16 protein-coding genes are annotated in these 21,614 nt (G+C 30.4%); 5 read left to right on the plus strand and 11 right to left on the minus strand.

The annotated features are described in order from the left end of the window. Positions 1-52 precede the first annotated feature (52 nt). Positions 53-1,879 (plus strand): DUF885 domain-containing protein, encoded by a 1,827-nt coding sequence (locus tag F7018_RS13480; protein WP_150900616.1) that lies wholly within the window; start codon positions 53-55, stop codon positions 1,877-1,879. A 75-nt stretch (positions 1,880-1,954) separates the two neighbouring features. Here F7018_RS13480 and F7018_RS13485 read toward each other — a convergent pair whose 3' ends face one another. The 9 genes from F7018_RS13485 to F7018_RS13525 form a co-directional block, all read right to left on the minus strand. Then, a complete protein-coding gene (locus F7018_RS13485) occupies positions 1,955-2,659 on the minus strand; it encodes a DUF4369 domain-containing protein (protein WP_150900617.1) in 705 nt (234 codons plus the stop codon). A 120-nt stretch (positions 2,660-2,779) separates the two neighbouring features. Beyond that, on the minus strand, positions 2,780-4,087 hold the full coding sequence (locus tag F7018_RS13490; protein WP_150900618.1) for a DUF819 family protein: 1,308 nt from the start codon (positions 4,085-4,087) through the stop codon (positions 2,780-2,782). Between the two features lie 36 nt (positions 4,088-4,123). After that, positions 4,124-4,783, minus strand: a complete 660-nt coding sequence (locus F7018_RS13495; RefSeq protein WP_150900619.1) for a DUF2490 domain-containing protein — start codon at positions 4,781-4,783, stop codon at positions 4,124-4,126. An 81-nt stretch (positions 4,784-4,864) separates the two neighbouring features. Next, positions 4,865-6,778 (minus strand): S9 family peptidase, encoded by a 1,914-nt coding sequence (locus F7018_RS13500; RefSeq protein ID WP_150900620.1) that lies wholly within the window; start codon positions 6,776-6,778, stop codon positions 4,865-4,867. Between the two features lie 12 nt (positions 6,779-6,790). After that, on the minus strand, positions 6,791-9,985 hold the full coding sequence (locus F7018_RS13505; protein ID WP_150900621.1) for a VPS10 domain-containing protein: 3,195 nt from the start codon (positions 9,983-9,985) through the stop codon (positions 6,791-6,793). A gap of 90 nt (positions 9,986-10,075) precedes the next feature. Continuing rightward, entirely contained in the window at positions 10,076-10,243 is a 168-nt protein-coding gene (locus tag F7018_RS13510) for an Arc family DNA-binding protein (protein ID WP_150900622.1), read from the minus strand. Positions 10,244-10,248: 5 nt separating this feature from the next. Beyond that, on the minus strand, positions 10,249-10,824 hold the full coding sequence (locus F7018_RS13515) for a hypothetical protein (protein WP_175578737.1): 576 nt from the start codon (positions 10,822-10,824) through the stop codon (positions 10,249-10,251). 2 nt (positions 10,825-10,826) lie between these two features. Continuing rightward, positions 10,827-10,985 (minus strand): DUF4177 domain-containing protein, encoded by a 159-nt coding sequence (locus tag F7018_RS13520; protein WP_150900623.1) that lies wholly within the window; start codon positions 10,983-10,985, stop codon positions 10,827-10,829. 3 nt (positions 10,986-10,988) lie between these two features. Then, a complete protein-coding gene (locus tag F7018_RS13525; RefSeq protein WP_150900624.1) occupies positions 10,989-11,849 on the minus strand; it encodes an SPFH domain-containing protein in 861 nt (286 codons plus the stop codon). A 122-nt stretch (positions 11,850-11,971) separates the two neighbouring features. Between F7018_RS13525 and F7018_RS13530 the strand changes: the two genes are divergently transcribed. From F7018_RS13530 to F7018_RS13540, 3 genes are all read left to right on the plus strand, one after another. After that, a complete protein-coding gene (locus tag F7018_RS13530) occupies positions 11,972-12,760 on the plus strand; it encodes a S1/P1 nuclease (protein WP_150900625.1) in 789 nt (262 codons plus the stop codon). A 122-nt stretch (positions 12,761-12,882) separates the two neighbouring features. After that, complete coding sequence (locus tag F7018_RS13535) at positions 12,883-13,392, plus strand: TlpA disulfide reductase family protein (protein ID WP_150900626.1); 510 nt, start codon at positions 12,883-12,885, stop codon at positions 13,390-13,392. 6 nt (positions 13,393-13,398) lie between these two features. Further along, positions 13,399-14,022, plus strand: coding sequence for a thioredoxin family protein (locus F7018_RS13540; RefSeq protein ID WP_150900627.1), 624 nt, complete (start codon positions 13,399-13,401; stop codon positions 14,020-14,022). A gap of 65 nt (positions 14,023-14,087) precedes the next feature. Here F7018_RS13540 and F7018_RS13545 read toward each other — a convergent pair whose 3' ends face one another. Both F7018_RS13545 and tsaD read right to left on the minus strand, forming a co-directional pair. Next, positions 14,088-15,938 (minus strand): LTA synthase family protein, encoded by a 1,851-nt coding sequence (locus F7018_RS13545; RefSeq protein WP_175578738.1) that lies wholly within the window; start codon positions 15,936-15,938, stop codon positions 14,088-14,090. A 50-nt stretch (positions 15,939-15,988) separates the two neighbouring features. Further along, positions 15,989-17,017, minus strand: a complete 1,029-nt coding sequence (tsaD, locus tag F7018_RS13550; RefSeq protein ID WP_150900628.1) for a tRNA (adenosine(37)-N6)-threonylcarbamoyltransferase complex transferase subunit TsaD — start codon at positions 17,015-17,017, stop codon at positions 15,989-15,991. 236 nt (positions 17,018-17,253) lie between these two features. Between tsaD and F7018_RS13555 the strand changes: the two genes are divergently transcribed. Next, positions 17,254-21,609 carry a translocation/assembly module TamB domain-containing protein gene (locus F7018_RS13555; RefSeq protein WP_246175187.1) on the plus strand — a complete coding sequence of 1,452 codons (4,356 nt, stop codon included), beginning with the start codon at positions 17,254-17,256 and terminating at the stop codon, positions 21,607-21,609. Positions 21,610-21,614 lie beyond the last annotated feature (5 nt).

Raw genomic sequence — 21,614 nt, forward strand, 5'->3', positions numbered from 1 at the left:
CAATTTTTATGAGATAGTTATTTTGTATCTTCCGCATATTAAACTATCAATCATGAAAATAAAAACATATTCAGTTTTAGCATTATTTGTAGGAATAATGTTAGTGTCCTGCAAAAAAGAAAAAAAAGTTGAGGTTCTTAGTAAAGAGGATATTGCTGCTGAATCTAAAAAAGTAAATACTTTTTTTGATAAACAATTTAAAGAAAATTTAGACAGGCATCCAATGTACCAAACCTATTTAGGTATAAAAAAAGATGCAGATAAGTGGAATGATATTTCTGACGATTTTGCGAAAAAGGAATTAGAACATGCAAAGGAAGCTTTACAATGGATGAGCGATTCTGTTAATGTAAAAGCTTTAGATAAAGGAGCTAAATTAAGTTATGATTTATTTAAACAACAATTAGAAAATCAAATAGCTGATTTTAAATACCGTTTTCATACGTATCCTGTAAACCAAATGCATGGTATGCAAGCAGAAATACCTGCATTTTTAATCAATATGCATCAAGTATCTGATGTTAAAGATGCAGAGAATTATATAGCTCGATTACATAATTTAAAATCTTTATTTGCTGAATTAGTAAAAGGTTTAAAAGAAAGAGAGGCTAAAGGAATAATGCCTCCGAAGTTTGTATTTGCAAAAGTTTTGGATGATTCTAGAAATCTAATAAAAGGAACTCCTTTTGATAATTCAGGTAAACCAAGTACATTATTTAATGATTTTACTAATAAAGTTAATGCATTAGATATAGATGAAGCACAAAAAAAGGAGCTTATAGAGAAAGGTACAGCTGCTTTAAAAGAAAGTGTTTTACCAGCTTACGAAAACTTAATAGCTACATTAGAAGCACAAGAAAAAGTTGCGAGTACAGATGATGGAGCATGGAAATTACCAGAAGGATCAGCATTTTTTAATAATGCATTAAAGAGAACTACTACTACTAATTTGACTGCTGAAGAGATTCATGAAATAGGGTTAAAGGAAGTAGCTAGAATTCACGAAGAAATGCGTGCTATTATGAAAAAAGTAGGTTTTAAAGGTACTTTAAAGGAGTTTTTTGAATTCATGAAAAAGGATCAACAATTTTATTACGAAGATTCTCAAAAGGGTAGAAAAGAATACATGGATGAGGCAACTTTTATTATTGATAGCATGAAAACTCGTTTAGATGAATTGTTTATCACAAAACCAAAAGCGGCTTTAATAGTAAAAGCAGTAGAGCCTTTTAGAGAAAAATCGGCAGGAAAAGCATTTTACCAACAACCAGCATTAGATGGTTCTAGACCAGGAACATATTATGCAAATATGTATGATATGGAGAGTATGCCATCATATCAAATGGAAGCTTTAGCTTATCATGAAGGAATACCAGGGCATCATATGCAAATTGCTATTGCACAGGAGTTAAAAGAAGTACCAATGTTTAGAAAATTTGGACGTTATACAGCTTATGTTGAAGGATGGGGACTGTATTCTGAGTTTATACCAAAAGAAATGGGCTTCTATGCTAACCCTTATTCAGATTTTGGACGTTTAGCAATGGAATTATGGAGAGCATGTCGTTTAGTAGTAGATACAGGAATTCATGCTAAAAAGTGGACTCGTGAAGAAGGAATAAAATATTATACAGATAATACACCTAATGCAGAGTTGGATGCTATTAAAATGGTAGAGCGTCATATTGTAATGCCAAGTCAAGCCACGGCCTATAAAATAGGAATGCTTAAAATATTAGAATTACGTAAAAAAGCAAAAGATGCTTTAGGTGATAAGTTTGATATTAGAAAGTTTCATGATGTAGTTTTAACCAATGGACCATTACCATTAAATGTATTAGAATCTATGGTAGATGAATATATAGCTTCTGAAAAGTAATACAAGGTTATTTAGATAAACAAAAAACTCGATACAATTTGTATCGAGTTTTCTTATAACTATATTTTACTGAAACTATTTAGCTTCTTTCTCTTTAATATCGTCAACAAATTTCTGTAAACGTTTTCCGTAATCAGAGTTCTTAACTTTATTACTTAAGCTTTTATTAATGGTATCTAATAATTGAATATTTGCATCGTATAATTCAGTTAAAGCTATATATGGGGCAGCTTCGCTATCAGCATTGGTAACAGCAAAGTTTGTTGAAAATAAAAAACGACGACGAATCATTTTTTTATAATCTGTTTCTAATTGCTTAATTAAATTTTCATCTTCAGACTTACGAGCTTCGAAACCTTTCTGTATAAATTCTAAATTCTTTTCTTTAAATCTTTTATCAATTTCACGGAATTTATCCATTACTTCTTGATTTTTAGAACCTTTTATTTCTGGTTTAAAACCAAAGTCTTCGATGTTATCATTAATAGTAATATTACCTTTTTCTCCAAAAAACATGATGTGCTCATCTTTAGCATTACCATTGAAAGTTAAATAATACATTACAGGAGAATCAACATTGTCGGTTAACATAAATTTATCGTCACCTAACAAAGTCATTGAGTCAACAGCAACTAGTACAGTATCTTTCATTTTTTGAAGATATAACGTACCTTTCTTCAACCCTTTAATTTGACCTTTCACAACCATGTTACCTTCTTTTTTTGAAGAACAAGCAAAAGCCATTATTGAGAACGCACAAATAGCGATAAGTTTTTTCATTGGTTTATTTTGTTTTATTTGTTAGGTTAAATGTAATTAGCAAAAAAAAGTATGTAATAATATTACTTTTTGCCTATTCCATTAGGTTTAAATTTTAGATTGCAAATATGCAGAATTCTCTTATAATGTAGCTGATAATTCCATTAAAATTGTACATAATATAGCACCAACTGTACCTATAGCATATCCGAATACGGCTAATAATACACCAACTGTTGCTAGAGAAGGGTGGAAAGCGGATGCAACAATAGGAGCAGAAGCAGCCCCACCAACATTTGCTTGACTACCTACTGCTAAAAAGAAATAAGGAGCTTTAATTAGTTTAGCAACCAATATTAAAAGTCCAGCATGAATACTCATCCAAACCAAACCAATTGCAATTAAACCTAAATTGTCAAAAATCATGGTTAAATCCATTTTCATACCAATAGTAGCAACTAAAATATAAATGAAAATACTTCCTAGTTTACTAGCTCCAGCACCTTCATAGTTTTTAGCTTTAGTAAATGATAAGATAATTGCTACAATAGTAGAAATACTAATTAACCAAAAGAATCCAGAACCTAAGAAAGAGAATACATTTCTCCAAGTTTGAGATTCAATAGAAGCTACTAAGTCGCTAAAAAGTGTACTTAAAAATTTAGAAGCAAAATGACCAAAACCTACTGTACCAAAAGCAATAGCGAGCATAATCATAAAATCGGTAAGAGTAGGGTTTCTTTTAACTCCTTTAGTAAAGGTAGAAACCTTTTCTTTTAGCTCCTCAATAGCTGAGGTGTCAGCTTTTAACCATTTGTCTATTTTATCTTTTTTACCAATTCCAATTAATAAAATAGCCATCCAAATATTAGCAACTACAATATCAACAAAAACCATTCCTCCATATTTAGCAGGGTTGTATTTATAAATTTCTAACATAGCTGTTTGGTTGGCTCCACCACCAATCCAACTCCCAGCAAGGGTAGATAAACCTCTCCATACAGCATCAAAACCAGCACCACCAACTGTTTCTGGAGAAAATATTGAGATTAATAAAATAGCTAAAGGTCCTCCAATAACAATACCTATAGTTCCTGTAAAAAACATAATCAAAGCTTTAGAGCCTAGGTTGAAAATAGCTTTTAAATCAATACTTAATGTCATTAATACTAAAGCAGCTGGAAGTAAAAAACGACTGGCAACATAGTATAATTGAGATTTTCCTTTAATAACTTCTCCGGCAGCATTTGAATTTTCCCATTCTGGAGAAATAATACCTAAAGTAGTAAAAATAGCAGGTATAAAGTATGCCATGAAAAGGCCAGGAACAATTTTGTAAAACTTAGGCCAAAATCCAGATATTTTAGATTCAGTATAAAATACAAAACCTAATGAAATCATTAAGATACCAAATACAATTGCGTCATTAGTAAAAAGAGGAGTGTTCATTTTAAATCAGTTTTTTGCTAAAGTATGAAAATAAGCTTATTTCTTTTTGAAGTGACTTGTATTGATAGCTACTCCTAATTGAATTCGGTCAAAACTTTGACTTACATCATTTGAAATATTCATGTAACCTACTTGAAGTTTTACAGCATTCGAAAGTTTGTATTTAACTCCAAACCCTAACCAATTCTGATTGTAAGCTTCTCCATCAAAATCAAAAAAGATTTCATCATAGATATAAGTAGACCATTTTGATGATAATGGGTAGTTTAAGCCTAATTGGTAACGGATAAAATGTCCTGTTTGCGAGTTGAAAAAACGTTGTTCAGCTCTAAACCTATGAGCAAAACCTAGTTTAGATATTTTATGTTTTACATTAAAATCTTCATAAATACGGTGTTCGTTAAAGTCTCCTCCATCTAGGTTAAAGGTTGTGTCCGTATTTAAAAAAGCGTAACCAATTGTAGCACTTAAATTTTTGTTTATTTTATAGTTTCCACCTAATCGCCCAATAAATTGTTGCATATCATCACCAATTTCGAAAAAACGAAAATGTGCCATTGTTTTTAAGCTGAATTTTTCTGATAATTGATGAGAACCATTGTACATATACCAAGCACCTAGTTCTTTTTCAGGATTAGATTGAGCTATACTTTTAAAGCTACATAAAACAATAAATAAAAGAGCTATTTTTTTCATAAAAATAAATTTGATTAGGCGAAAATAAAAAATCCTTTGTAATTAATACAAAGGATTTTAGAATAATGGATTCTCTCAAAATTATAATTCATTATTCTCTAAAGGTTTTTCTTTTTTTAGATGTTTATCTAGAAATTTTAATATTCTACTATTTGATTCGATTTGATTTTCTTTTTTTACAAAACCATGTCCTTCATCATCAAATAAAACATATTCAACAGGAACTCCATTTTTTCGTACTCCCGCAACAATTTCATCAGATTCAATTTGTAAAACTCTAGGGTCTTTTGCTCCTTGAAGTACCATTAAAGGTTTAGTAACTTTATCTGTATGGAATAATGGAGAAATTCTTTTTAAACGAATAGAGTCTGCCGTATGAGGATTTCCTAATTCTTTATATAAAGCTTCTCTAAATGATTCCCACCAAGAAGGAATACTTTTTAAAGTACGCATCCAATTTGTTACTCCATAAATATTTACACCAACAGCAAACTCATCCGGAGTATATGTCAAAGCAGCCATTGTCATATATCCACCATAAGAACCTCCTATGATTCCAATTTTATCAGCATCAATTTGTGGTTGCTTTGCTAACCATTTTTTACCTTCAACACAATCTTGTAAGTCTTTTTCACCATGATTTAAATCATCCATTGTGAAAAAAGTTTTTCCATAACCGCTACTTCCTCTATTATTTACAGCAAGAACAGCATATCCATGATTTACTAAAAACTGTATTCTAGAGCTAAAATTTTGTCTAGATTGACCACCTGGACCTCCATGAACCCATACAAGAGCAGGAACTTTATGATCTTTACTAGCTTGATGAGGTAAGTAATATATTGCAGGGATTGTAACTCCATCAAAAGATGGATATCTTATAACTTTTGCATTTACTAAATCATCAGGGTTAATTTCTTTGTTTAAAACATCTGTTAATTGTATCTGTTTTTTAGTTTTTAAATCATATACATATAAATTTGAAGGAGTGTGTGAACCACCAGCATAAAAGCGCATCATAGATTCATCTCTAGAAAATCCTACACTAGTAATACTTTTTCCATCAACGTTAGGTAATTCAATATTTTTTCCAGCAGCAACATCATAAACTTCAATTACATTTTTAGCATCTTCATTTATATAAGTAACTCTGTATTTCCCACTGTTAGTAAAATAGCTTCCAGAAATATCCCAATCTTTTTTTAAAACTTTTTCAGTTTCTCCAGTGGCAATTTTATATTTCATTAAACTAGCGAATTCTCCATCTGCATCAGTAGTATAATAGAAATCTGTATCATCAATAGAAAAGTCAGCAGCCGAATTACCACTGAGCGTTTTATTGATTTTTTTAGTTTCATTCTTTACTCTATCAAATAAGAATAAATCACTGTCATTAGTATTAATGGTTTTACTTAGCGCAAAGAAGTTTTTGTTGTTAGAAATTGCTACTACATTATAACCTTCTTTGTTTTCGTATAACATTTTGGATGTAAAATTTTCTATATCCATTTCATAAACATCCATATAACGTTTGTCTCTTTTGTTAGATGAAAAGAAGAAACTCTTTTCGTCTTTAGACCAACCATAAAAACTTGCTCTAACACCTTTTTCTGGAGTTAATTCTTTAATTGTTCCATCTAGGTTTCTCATGTATATATGGTAAATTTCATCACCATTATTATCCATTCTAAAAAGCATTCTATTGTCTTTTGGAAAATAGGAAGTTGCAAAAACAGAAGAACTATCCGAAGCGGTAATTGGTGTGAACCTCCCATCTGAAGTAGAAACAGTATACATGTTATATATTCCAGATCTATTACTTGTAACTAATAAATTTGAATTATCAGAAGAGAAACTTCCTCCTCCAACTTGTTCGTTATCCATCATTTGTTCGATGGAATATTTTTTTATTTTTTTTACTACATCGACTTTTTCTTTAGTCTTGCAGCCCATAGCCAATAAGGAAATAATAAAAAGTAGTGCTATTTTTTTCATAATAGTTTGGTTTTAATCTATAGTAAGTGTTGTTGTTTTTTTGAATGGAGAAATTACAATTTTTTCAGTACTCTCTCTATATGATTTCCAATCGTTATTGAAAAATTTATTAGTGCTGTTTAAAGCATCTTGTAAAGCTTCTTTTGCTTGGTTAATTAAAGTTATTTCTGTACTAGTAATTTTAGGTTTACTACCTACATACCATCTTGCAGTACCAATTCGTTGATTAACATTTACCTCAGGACTTCTAACAATTCCTTGACGTTTGTCTACTTTACCTAGATACACATTTAAAAGAGTGTCTATCTTTTTTATGACATCAGTAGAAGCCTTAATTTCCTTTTTGTATAGCTTTTTGTCCTTTTTAGTTAATTTACTTTTAAAACTCTTTGCTGTATTTTTACTTTCTACCAGTTGTTTTACTGCTTGAGCAATAGATTTTTGGTATCCTTCAAGCTTTTTACTTAATCTATACTTTTCATCAATGTTTTCTTTTAGTACAGGGTATCTAGGATCGCTTTTAACGATAATATTTTGTTCTGATGTTTGGTTACCAAAAGTTGTTTTTATTCTATAAGTTCCTGGTTTTACACGAACACCACTAGGTTCTCTCTTAGACTTACGAATGCGTCTAGATGGTCTAGCTACACCTTTTTCATCCATATACCAAGTCCCTTTTTGTAAACCATTTTCTTTAGGAGCTTTTCTTTTTATAGTTCTAATAAGACGTGTACCATCAAATATTTCAAACTTAATAGAATCCCACTTAATAGTTGGTTTTTTGTCTTTTAACTCTTTTGCTTTTTTATCCTTTTTGTTTTCGTTTTTTTCTTGCTTTGGTTTGTTAACATAATAAGCTACTAAAGCTCCACGAGATCTGTTTTCTCCATTGTAAATAGCATCTGCACCAAATCTACTTCCTGTAGGTTGTTGGTAACTAGCTTGGTAAGCAACAGGTGGTTCAAATAATACAATGTTTTTTTGTAATACATTGGTATTCATAGCCATTTCTCTTAAAGGTCTGATATCATCTAAAACCCAAGCAGCTCTACCAAAAGTTCCAATGATTAAATCGTGTTCTCTTGGATGTATTACTAGGTCTTTTACAGAAACCGTAGGAAATCCGTTTGTCCACTTAGTCCACTTTTTACCCGCGTTTAAAGATATGTATAAACCATCGTCAGTTCCTAAGAATAAAAGGTTTGGAGTAATTGGATCTTCAACGATTGAAAGCGTATAACTAACCACATCGTCTTTGTCTACAATTCGTTCCCAAGTTTTTCCATAGTCTTTTGTTCTATACACATAAGGAGTATAGTTAAAACGTCTATAATCATTTGCTACAAGTAAAGCTTCTCCTTTATTTTTGTTAGAAGCTTTTATTTGAGCTATCCAGCTACCAGCAGGTAATCCTTTGATGTTTTTTGTAATATTAGTCCAAGTTTGGCCTCCGTTTTGTGTTATTTGAACATTACCATCATCAGTACCAACCCATAACATGTTTTTTTCTAGTGGAGATGGTTCAATAACTAAAATAGTACAATGATTTTCAGCACCAGTTGCATCTAGTGTTAATCCACCACTTTCGCTTTGTTTTTGTTTGCTTTTATCGTTAGTTGTTAAATCTGGAGAAATAACTTCCCATGATAAACCTTTATCAGTTGATTTATGTACAAATTGACTTCCAAAGTATAATGTTGAATTGTTAAAAGGATCTAAGTTAATAGCAGCATTCCAGTTAAAACGTAATTTTACTTTTGGGTCAGAATGTGTTGGTCGTACTGTGTGATTATTTCCAGTTTTGTAATCGTAACGAGATACAAAACCTTGCTGACTCATAGACCAACCGTATTGAGAATCATCTTTATCAGGAATCACATCAAAACCATCACCAAAACTAATTTCTTGCCAATAAGAATTTCTTATTCCTTGTGCTTTCCATACGTAGGCAGGACCTCTCCAAGAACCATTGTCCTGCATTCCTCCATAAACGTTATAAGGAAATTCATTGTCTACATTAATATGATAAAATTGAGCAACAGGAAGGTTTCCAATGAATCGCCATGTTTTACCTCCATCTCTAGTAATGTTTAAACCTCCATCGTTTCCATCAATCATGAAAGAGCCATCTTCTGGGTGAATCCACCAAGCGTGATGATCTGGGTGAACTCCATTAGAAACACCGTAAGCAGGCATTAATTGTTTAAAGTTTTTACCTCCATCAATAGAGCTATTTACATAGGTGAAAACAGTATACAATTGATTTTCATTTATAGGATCTACATAAATTTCTGAATAATAAAAAGGACGGTTACCAATACCTCTTTTATCGTTTATTTTTTTCCATTTAAAACCACCGTCTTCACTTTTATATAGAGCATTTTTCTTTGCTTCTACTAGTGCATAAATGGTATTTGGGTTACTCCTTGAAATAGCAACTCCAATTCTTCCTAAATCTCCTTTAGGGAAGCCTTCTTTGTCTGTTATTTTTTTCCAGTTGTCTCCACCATCATGTGTAATGTATAAACCACTTCCTTTACCTCCTGATTTAAAAAACCAAGGGTCGCGTTTGTGTTCCCACATAGCAGCAATTAATTTATTAGGATTTGATGGATCCATTACTAAATCGGCAGCTCCAGTTTTAGTATTGTTATATAAAATTTGTTTCCAAGTTTTACCACCATCAGTGGTTTTATAAACACCACGTTCTTTATGTTCGCCCCAAGGAGAACCAATTGCAGCTACATAAACAGTGTTTGGGTTAGTAGGATCAATAATAACACGATGTATATGACGTGTTTTTTCTAATCCCATAGATTTCCAAGTTTTTCCTGCGTCTAACGATTTGTAAATACCATAACCACCATTTAAACTATTACGAGGATTTCCTTCTCCAGTACCAGCCCAAATAACACTTGGGTTTGATTGCTGAATTGCTATTGCTCCTATTGAAGCAGTTAACTCTTTTTCGAAAATGGGTTGCCATTTAATACCTCCTGAAGTAGATTTCCAAATACCACCCGAGGCCGTACCTACGTACATAATATCTGGGTTGCTTAATACTACATCAATAGAAGTTACACGTCCGCTCATACCACCAGGTCCAATGCTTCTTGGTTTCATGTTTTTTACCAAATCCATTGAGAATTCTTGAGAGAATAGGGTAGAGACTAAAAATAAAAATAGAAAAGAAAATGCTTTTTTCATTGCTTGGTTTAGTTAAAAACACAAAAGGTACAAAATAGAAAACTACTCAATATTATTGAGTAGCTTTTTAACTTTTTATTAAGAAATAAGTTAGTCCTCTTCTTTCTTTTTTGGCTCTCGTTTAGCTTCTTTAAGAGCTTGCATAAGCATCCATTCGATTTGTCCGTTCGTTGAACGAAATTCGTCTGAAGCCCACTTTTCAATTGCTTTTAGCATGTCTTCATTAATACGGAGTGCAAATGCTTTCTTTTTAGCCATAATTATTATTTCGCAAATGTAACTATAGATTTTATTAATTCAGGAGAAATTGTAAAGTTTGATAATGTGTATAATTTAGAACTCGTATCATGATTATTGTTTTTTTCTTTATAAGTATGCAATACTTTTTTAGCATCTTCTTCTTTGAGAGTGCCAATAAGTAATTTTTTACCATTAGTTAATTCTAATTGAATCCCTATATTTCCTGATACATTAACAGCAGTACCGTTTTTTCTCCAAAAAATATTTTTTATTCCCCAGCCTCCATATTCTGAAATAGCATCGTATTTTCTAACATAGGCTTTTTTAATTTCATTCCATTTAACGAGTTTGAATTTTAAGTGAAAAGGGAAAAATTGATAATGCATCCCTTGTTCATCAATTCTTGTTTTAAGTTTAAAGAATAAGATAAATCCAGAAGCAAAAACAACTAAAGCTAATGGGACTAAGAAGTTATATAAACTTACTTTATTATTAAGATATTTTCGTGTAATAATAACCAAAGGTACAGTTGTACTTATGGCTAAAAGTATTATTAGCCATAACTGAATAAATCGTTGTTCTTCTTTAAATATTTTCATTGTTATCTATTTTTATCTCTTTCGAAAATAATCATAGGTGAATTTTGTCCTATGTGCTTCACAATCCATCCTTCTCTAGCATGTTGATTTAGTAAGTCTTCGTATTTCTTAACTCTATTTTTAAAACCTAATTTAGGTATGGTTACTTTGTATTCTTTCATATTTTAATGACTTAATGTTCCGGTGTTTAATACTGGTGAAGCTTCTTTATCTCCACATAAAATAACTAATAAGTTGCTTACCATAGCCGCTTTTCGCTCTTCGTCTAACTCAACGATTTCTTTTTTATTCAATTCTTCTAAAGCCATATCAACCATATCTACAGCACCTTGAACAATCTTATGACGAGCAGCAATAATAGCAGTAGCTTGTTGTCTTTTTAACATGGCGCTAGCAATTTCTTGAGCATAAGCTAAATAACCAATGCGGGCTTCTAAAACTTCAATTCCAGCAATAGATAAACGTTCTTCTAATTCTTTTTCCAAGGCTTCACTTACTTCATTTACACTAGAACGTAATGTAATGTCTTCTTCATGACCTTCATCAGCAAAATTATCATATGGATACATACTAGCTAGTTTACGTACTGCAGCGTCAGTTTGCACACGAACAAAATTCTCATAATTATCTACATCGAAAGCAGCTTTATAGGTTTCAGTTACTCTCCAAACTAAAATGGTAGATATCATTACAGGGTTTCCTAGTTTATCATTAACCTTTAAACGCTCACTATCAAAGTTGCTTGCTCTTAAAGAAATAGTTTTCTTCTTGTATAAAGGATTTGCCCAAAACAATCCATTCTGTTTTACAGTACCTACATATTTACCAAAGAATAATAGCACTTTTGATGAATTTGGATTTACTAAGATGAAACCTAAGGCTAAGATAAATCCTATGATTGTCATTAAAAGATATACAGGATGTTCATTTTTAATGGTTAAAACAATACCGCCTATAAAAAGAATTAGGACGATAAAAAACATTAAATATCCATTGGCGGGTTTTATAATTTTCTCTTCTTTCATTTTGTTTTGATTTAAAAGTGATATTAAATTGATATCATAAATATATAAATAATTTTTTGTTAAATCCAAATTTTAGAGTAAATATTTTTATATTTTAGCGGAAAATCAATAGAAAATTATTTATGAAAGTCAAGGTATTACTGCTATTTAGCGCATTTTTTATAAGTGTTTCAGCTATAGCTAATAATGAAGATGTTTGGGGACCGACAGGCCATAGAGCGACAGGAAAGATTGCAGAAAATCATTTAACAAAAAGAGCTAAAAGAAATATTGATAAACTATTACAAGGAGAAAGTTTAGCTTTTGTATCAACCTATGCAGATGAAATTAAATCTGATAGAAAAAAATACGGTAAGTTTTATACTTGGCATTATGTAAACATGCCATTAGATGCTAATTATGAGGATGTAGAGAAAAATCCAAAAGGAGATTTAATTACAGGTATTAAAGAGTGTATCAAAATTTTAAGAGATGAAAATAGTTCTGTTGAAGACAAACGTTTTTATTTAAAAATGTTGGTACATTTGATGGGTGATTTACACCAACCAATGCATATTGGGCAAAAAGAAGACAAAGGTGGAAATACTATACAAGTACAATGGCATGGTAGAGGTTCTAATTTACACAGAGTATGGGATGAGAACTTAATTAACAAATGGGATATGAGTTATGTTGAGTTGGCTGATAATGCAAAACGTTTGTCAAACGAGCAAATTAAAGTAATTCAAAAAGGTGATGTTTTAGATTGGATGAAAGATACACATAAGCTTACTAAAAAAGTTTATAGTTCGGCAAAGTCTGGTGATAAATTACGTTACCGTTATTCTTATGATTACTTTCCAATAGTTAGAGAACAATTACAAAAAGGAGGGTTACGCTTAGCTAAAGTATTGAATGATATTTTTGGATAATAGTAACTTAAAATACATGTAAACTCGAAAGATTTTCTTTCGGGTTTTTTGTTGTTAATGTTTCGTTAATTCACAAATTTGAATAGTTTAATCATTTAATTTTGAGATAAATAAAATAGAGTATGCGTAAATTAGGATTTTTATTACTCCTTGTTTTTGTGCTTTTATCTTGTAAAAAAACGCAAAAAACAGCTGAAAGTCAGCAAGAAAACATTAAAATTGCTACGTTAAATTATAAGCAGTTAAAACCATTATTGCATAAAAATGATGGAAAAACTTATGTGGTTAATTTTTGGGCAACTTGGTGTATACCTTGCGTAAAGGAATTACCCGCATTTGAAAAGTTAAATCAAGAATTCAAAGATAAAAATGTTGAAGTGGTTTTAGTAAGTCTTGATTTTTCAAGGCAGTTGGAAACTAATCTAATACCATTTATAAAAGAGAAAAAATTACAATCTAAAGTTATTCATTTTGAAGATAATAATGAACAATTTTGGATTAAAGATATTGCTGAAAATTGGACAGGTTCTATACCTGCAACATTAATTTATAACGCTAAGAAAAGAAAGTTTTACGAACAACCGTTTCATTATGAAACTCTAAAAAATGAATTACAAACCTTTTTAAACTAATTAATTATGAAAACTTTTAAAATAGTATTACTATTCGCTGTAATGGCTGCAATCTCAGCATTTACAGTAAACGAATCTAAAGGATATAAAGTAGGAGATGTTGCTTCTGACTTTAAACTTAAAAATGTAGATGGGAAAATGGTTTCTTTATCTGATTTTAAAGATGCTAAAGGGTTTATAGTAGTATTTACATGTAATATGTGTCCTTATTCTGTAGCAAATGAAGATCGTATAATTGCTTTAGATAAGAAATACAAAGCTAAAGGATATCCAGTAATTGCTATCAATCCAAACGATCCAAAAATTTCTAAGGGAGATAGTTTTGAAGGGATGAAAGTTAGAGCTAAAGAAAAAGGTTTCACATTCCCGTATTTATTTGATGTGGCTCAAAGAGTATATCCAGCATTTGGAGCTACCAAAACTCCTCATGTATATATATTAAATAAAAATAAGGGTAAGTTAATAGTTGAGTATATTGGTGCTATTGACGATAGTTCTCGTGATGAAACTAAGGTTTCTGAGCGTTTTGTAGAAAATGCAGTTGATGCTTTATTAAAAGGAGAGAAGCCATCAAAAACGAATACTCGTGCTATAGGATGTTCTATTAAAGATAGAAAAAACTGGCAATAAGAAATTATTACTGTAAATAAAAAATCCCAAGTTAAAGAACTTGGGATTTTTTGTTTTAAACTATTTTATCTGTCTATAAAGTCTTGATAAGCTTCTTGACTAATTGCTCTTCCTAACGAATCTAGTGCTTGATAGTTTCCTTCTTGAATAACAGGTTTGTTACTTACATAATCGTAAATAAAAGTTCCGTTTTTAGAAACGGTTCCGAATCCTTTATTAAATACATAATGCACGTATTGGTTATCAGAAGAATTAAAAATGTGCTTACCAAACTGAAATTGTTTTGGGTTTCCTCCTAATAAATCAGTTAAGGTATAAGCAAAATCACTTTGCCCACTAAAATTATCAATTGTAATTCCTGTCTTAGCCAAAGCGCCACCAATCCAAACCATTGGAATTTTAAAACGTATAGAAGAATTAAAATACCCTTTGTGTACAGGTAAAGGGTGTCCGTGGTCAGACATAATAACAACTAGTGTATTATCCCACCACGGTTGTTTTTTAGCAGCATCAATAAAATTACCAATAGCTTTATCGGTATATGCTTGAGCACTTCTATATAAGTTAGCTTCAGAATCTTTTCCAAACTTATAAGTATCAGGAAATTCATATGGTTCGTGACTTGTTAATGTTAAAGCAACTTGGAAAAATGGTTGTTTTAATTTAGGATCTGATAAATCTTTAAGAAAACGCTCTAAAAATATATGATCGTGAGCACCCCATTTAGAATTCCAGTTCTCTTTATCAAACTCAGTACCATCAACAATTTTATCAATCTCTCCGTTTCTCAAATAGGTAATCATATTACCAAAATTACTATCTCCTCCATAATAAAACCCAGTATTGTATCCTAAGTTTTTCATTTCTTTTGTTAGCATTGGTAACGATTGAGACTTACGAGGCATTTTCATAATACTCGTAGTTGGTTGTGGATAATAACCGCTTAAAATAGCAGGTATGCCTTTATCTGTTCTATCTCCATTTCCATAAAAATTAGTAAACAAAACTCCTTCTTTAGCAAATCGATTTAGATTAGAAGTAACATCTGGTTCACCACCAAGAGCTCCTACTGCTTTGGCTGATAAACTTTCCCAGATGATTAAAATAACATTCGGTTTTTTTGTTTTTAAGATAGAATCTGAACCTGTTAATAATTCATTTTGAGTTTTATGAATGATGTTTTTAGCAACATCAGTTTTATAATGAACATAAGGGTTTTTATCATCTATTTTATGAGTAAGGGTGTTAGCAAAATTCCACATAAAGTTTACAGCAGCATGATTTGCAAACATTTTAGTAGAAAAATACACATTACTTTGATTAATTGGAATATTAGCAAAACCACCTCTAATAGGAATAATTAAAGTTCCTATTAATAAGAGAAGCGCAGGAGCTTCCAAAAAAGAACCTTTTGTTAAACGGTTCATTGCTTTGTCTAATACTTTATTAAAAACATAAACAACAGATAAAGAAATAAGAATCCATATAAGTAAACCTCCAACTAGTTGAAAAGTAGAAACAGAGGCCATCATTATTTTAGGAGTATTGATATAATTTAATAAAGTAGAATCTATTCGAACTCCCCAAGATTTATAAAGAATAATATCGATTAACATAAATAAGTTAATGATAAAAACTAGGGGAAATGTAAATCCTTTGATAAGATATTTAATGTACTTAATAGGTGACCAAATTGAAAAAATGATAATCAAAAAAGGAATAGCAGCTATATAGGCAGCAAAAGAAAAATCTAATTGAATTCCGTATACAAAAGTTTTAAATGCTGTGGAAAAGCCAAGATCAGATGTTTTATCAAAGTAATAGGATAAAAACAAAAAACGAGCAAATAAAAAATAAGTTACCCACAATAGGTAATAAGTAAGATTAAATAGGAATCTATTTTTAAGGCTTTTCATTAAGGGAGATTTTGGGATTCTAGTAAGGTTTTTTTAGAGTGTTAAAAGTATTATTCTGTAACTTTTAAACGAGCTTGAGCTGTAACAGAAATGTCTGAATAATTACCGTTTAAATATTTTAAATACCCAGCAATAGCAATCATGGCAGCATTATCGGTAGTGTATTCAAACTTTGGAATGTAAGTGGTCCATTTCCAGTGTTTTTCAGCTAAAGTTAATCGTTTACGAATTTCTGAATTAGCAGATACACCTCCAGCAATAGCAATATGTTTTATATCAGTTTGTTTTACAGTATTTTTTAATTTATCCATTAAAATTTCAATAATGGTGTGTTGAATAGAGGCACAAATATCATATAAGTTTTCTTTAATGAAATTTGGGTTTTCTTTTTCTTGTTTTCTAATAAAATAAAGAATACCAGTTTTTAAACCGCTAAAACTAAATTCTAAATCACCTACTTTAGGTTTGGTAAATTTAAATGCTTTTGGATTTCCTAGTTGCGCATATTTATCAACTAAAGGACCTCCGGGGTAAGGTAGACCTAATATTTTAGCAGATTTATCAAAAGCTTCACCAACAGCATCATCAATAGTTTCGCCTAGAATTTCCATTTCAAAATGATTAGTAATCTTTACAAGTTGTGTATGACCACCACTAATGGTTAAACAAACAAAAGGGAATGGAGGTATTTTACTGTCTTCTTCATCAATAAAATGAGCTAAAATATGTGCTTGCATATGGTTTACATCAATTAATGGGATGTTTAAACCTAAAGCTAGGGATTTAGCGAAAGAAGTTCCAACTAATAATGATCCCATTAACCCTGGGCCACGTGTAAAAGCAATTGCATTTAAATCATGTTTAGTAATATTGGCTTGTTCTAAAGCTTGTTGTACAACTGGAACAATATTTTGTTGATGCGCTCTTGAAGCTAATTCAGGAACAACACCACCATATTTTGCGTGTACTTCTTGATTTGCAATAACATTGCTTAAAACTTTTCCGTTACAAATTACTGAAGCACTTGTATCGTCGCAAGAGCTCTCAATACCTAAAATGTAAATGTTTTTTGTATTCAATTTAGTTCAAATTAGATTGCAAAAATATCGATATTGCGTTAGATTTTCGTTAAAATTGATATTTCTTTAAAATAAGGCAACATTTTTGCAGTTAGCTGATTACATTTGTTAGTTAGTTTATAAAGGGTTTAATTATTAGAAAAGCGGGTAAAATATTAAGGAGAATACTAAAGTACGTGTTACTTTTTTTAATCTTGCTTATAATTTTGTTGTCACTTCCATTTGTACAAAGCAAATTGGCAAAGCATGCAACAGATTGGCTTAATAAGGAGTACAATACAGATATTGTAGTAAAAAGAGTAGACTTATCTTGGTTGGGAAGTGTACAATTAAAGGGAATAGAAATTAGAGATCATCATAAAGATACTTTAATTTTTGTTCAGAACTTAAGTACTTCACTTTTAAATGCAAAACGTATTATAGAAAATAATGTAAACCTAGGAGAAGCTTCTTTAAGTGGTGCTTATTTTAATATGCGAACTTATAAAGGTGAAAAAAATGATAACCTATCTATTTTTATTGACAGTTTTGAAGACGGAAAGCCAAGAGATAGTTTATCTAAACCTTTTGTTTTAAATAGTGATAAAATAGCATTAAGAAATCTAACTTTTAAATTATACGATGATAATAAAAAAGACCCTTTAGAGTTTGCAGCGTACAATGCAGGAGGTGATTTATTAAACTTCTCAATTGTGGGGCCTGATGTTTCTCTAAATATTAGAGAAATGAATTTTACTGAAAATAGAGGGGTTAATATATCTAATTTATCTACCGATTTTGTTTATACCAAAAAGTATATGCAGTTTGATAATACTGTGTTAGAAACTGATAATAAATCGAAAATAGAAGGAGATATAAAATTAACATACAATCGTAAAGATTTTGCAAACTTTAATGATAAGGTTAATGTCAAAGCAAAGTTTTCAAAGAGCGCATTAGCAGTAAAAGATTTAAGTAAATTATACAAAGAGTTAAGTGGTAATGATATTGTTTATTTTACAGGAGATATTGATGGTACGTTAAATAATTTTAGTGCAAACAATGTAAGACTCCATTCTAAAAAAGGAATGAGGATTGTTGGTAATATGGGCTTTGTAAATGCTATAAAAACAAGTAGAGGTTTTGTTTTTGATGCCGATTTAGATAATGTTACTTCTAATTATTATCAATTAAAAAGTGTACTGCCGAATTTATTAGGAAGAACTTTGCCAACAGAATTTCAAAGGTTAGGGAACTTTACATTGAAGGGAATTCTAAGTGTAACTCCTGAACAAATGGATGCTACGCTTACTGTCAATTCAGAAATTGGTACAACAATATCAGATCTTTTACTAACCAATATAGATAACATTGATGAAGCTACTTATGTAGGTGAAGTTGAATTTCAAGATTTTGATTTAGGGATATTTGCTAATGATCCTGTATTGGGTAAAATATCGTTAAAGGCTGATGTAAATGGTAGTGGTTTTAATGTTGATAATATTAATACTACCTTAATAGGTAAGGTGAGTAGCCTAGTTTTCAATGAGTATGAATATAAAGACTTAATAGTAAACGGTCAGTTTCAAAATAAAAAGTTTGACGGTTTATTAAAAGCAGAAGACGATAATTTTAAATTGAAATTTGAAGGGCTTGCAGATTTCTCTTCAGCGATAAATAAATTTGATTTCGTAGCAAATATTGATAAAATAGATTTAAAAAAGACAAATCTATTTACAAGAGATAGTATTGCTATGTTAACAGGAAATGTAGGCTTAAATATTTCAGGAAATACTTTTGATGATATCATAGGGAAAGCAACATTTAAAAATTTGATATATACAAATCAAAAACAGAGCTATTCTTTTAAACGTTTTGAAATAAATTCTTCAGTAAAAGATAGTATCAAAACTATTGAAGTAGATTCAGAAGATATAGTAAAAGGAAAGTTAAAAGGAAAGTTTTCATTCGGAGAATTAATACCAATTACCCAAAACGCACTTGGTAGTGTGTATACAAACTATCGTCCACATGAAGTAACTCCAAATCAATTCTTAGATTTCGATTTTACAATCTATAATAAAATTATTGATGTGTTTTTGCCTCAAATTTCAATAGGTACAAATACAAGGTTAAAAGGAAAAATTAATTCTGATAAAAATGCATTAAAGCTAACGTTTAGTTCTCCTGAAATTGAAGCATATAAAAATGTTATTGAAAATATAGTTTTAAGACTTGATAATAAAAATCCATTATATAATACACACTTAACAGCAGGTAAAATAAATACCCAATATTATAATATAGAAAAACTGAATTTACTGAATAGAACACAGAATGATACCCTGTTCTTTAAGTCAGTTTTTAAAGGAGGAAAAGAATACAAAGAAAGTTTTAATCTAGATTTTTATTATACGATTGATGAATTACAAAAATCTGTTGTAGGAATTCAGAAATCAACTTTTAATTATAAAGGGTTTGATTGGATTATAAACCCAAAGAATAACCAAGAGAATAAAGTCGCGTTTGATTTAAAAGAAAATAATTTTAATATAAGTCCATTTGTTTTTAGCTCAGGAGGACAAAAAATAGAGTTCAAAGGAATTGTTAGAGACAGTACGTATAAAGACTTACAAGTAAATTTTGAAAAGGTAAAATTAGCTAGTTTTTTACCTCCAGTTGATAGCTTAAAATTGAATGGAGATTTAAATGGAATCATAAACTATAAACAAGAGAATAATTTATTAGCTCCTAAAGGAAATTTATTAATAGAGAATTTCCATATTAATGATTACTCTCAAGGAGATTTAGCCTTAAATGTTACTGGAGACAATTCATATAAGAAATATGATGTAAATCTTTCATTAATAAGTGAAAAAGCTAAGAATATCTCAGCAGTTGGAGGCGTAGATTTTTCAAAAGAAAAGCCTATTATAGATTTGAGTGTATTCTTAAAGGAATATGAAATAGCTGCATTTAGCCCTTTGGGAGAAGACGTGTTGAATAAACTTAGAGGAAAAGTTACTGGAGATTTTACAGCCAAAGGACCTTTGAGAAATCCAGATCTTCAAGGGGTTTTGAATTTTGAAGAAGCAGGTCTAAAGTTTCCTTATTTAAATGTAGATTTTGATTTAAAAGGAAATACAAGTGTTGTTTTGGATAAAAATCAGTTTAAGCTAAGTAATATTGTACTGGAAGATACAAAACATCAGACACAAGGAACTTTGTCTGGAAGTATAGCACACCAAAACTTTAAAGACTGGTTTTTAGACCTTAAAATTGATACTGATAATTTATTAGTACTAGATACAGAAGAGGAAGAAGAGGTTCAATATTATGGAACAGGCTTTTTAGATGGGGACGCTAGTATAAGTGGATTAACGAGTAATCTTTTTATACAAGTAAATGGAAAAACAAATAAAGGAACCAAGTTTGTTATTCCGTTAAGTGATGTAAAAACAATAGATAATTACAAATTAATACGATTTAAAACAGGGAAACCTGAAGATGAAGAGGAGAACAAGAAAATTAAAGATATTAAAGGTTTAGAGTTAAAAATTGATTTAACAGTAACAAAAGATGCAGTAGCTCAAGTAGTAATAGATAAAGTGTCTGGAAGTGAATTAAGAGGAAGTGGAGAAGGGAACTTGGAAATAGAGATTAATACATTAGGAAAGTTTAATATGTTTGGAAATTTTACAGTTGATAATGGATTGTATAATTTCAAATATGCTGGAATTTCAAAACCCTTTACTGTTCAAAAAGGAGGAACTATTTCTTGGGAAGGAGATCCGTATAATGCAGAATTAGATTTAACAGCCATTTATAGAACCAAAGCAAACCCAGCACAATTACTAGACAATATTAATTCAAACCGAAAAATCCCTATAGATTTATATACAAAGATTACAGGAGGTTTATTTAACTCTAAACAAGAGTTTGATATTAAAATACCTAATGCAAATTCAACAGTGGCTTCTGAGTTAGAATTTGTTTTAAATGGAAATGATTTGAATACTAAAATGCAGCATTTTTCATTTTTATTGGCCTTTGGAACTTTCTATAATCAAGATGCTATTGGCGATAGTGCAGCTTCAGGTTTAACAGGAACAGCATCAGAAATTGCTACTAATATTTTAACAAATATGTTAAATAGTAAGGGAAGTAAATTTCAATTAGGTTTAGGGTATACACAAGGAGATAGAGGTAATGTAGATAATTTAAGATCTGATGATCAGGTAGATGTTTCTATTTCGACTCAATTAAGTGATAGAGTGCTTGTAAATGGTAAAGTAGGAGTTCCAGTAGGAGCAAATACACAAACAAGTGTTGTAGGAGAAGTAAAAGTTGAGGTACTCTTGAATGAAGAAGGGAATTTGAGAGGTAATGTTTTTAATAGACAAAACGAAGTACAATATTCAACAGAAGAAGAAGGTTATACACAAGGAGTTGGTATTTCATATCAAGTAAACTTTAATAATTTATCAGAACTTGGAGAAAAACTAGGGTTGAAAAAGAAGAAAAAGAAAAAAGAAGTTAAAAAAGATACTATACTTGCACCAAAGAAGAATAAATTAATTAGATTTAAGTCTAAAAAGAAAAAAGAAGAATAACCAAA

Source organism: Tenacibaculum aiptasiae, from assembly GCF_008806755.1.
GTDB lineage: Bacteria > Bacteroidota > Bacteroidia > Flavobacteriales > Flavobacteriaceae > Polaribacter > Polaribacter aiptasiae.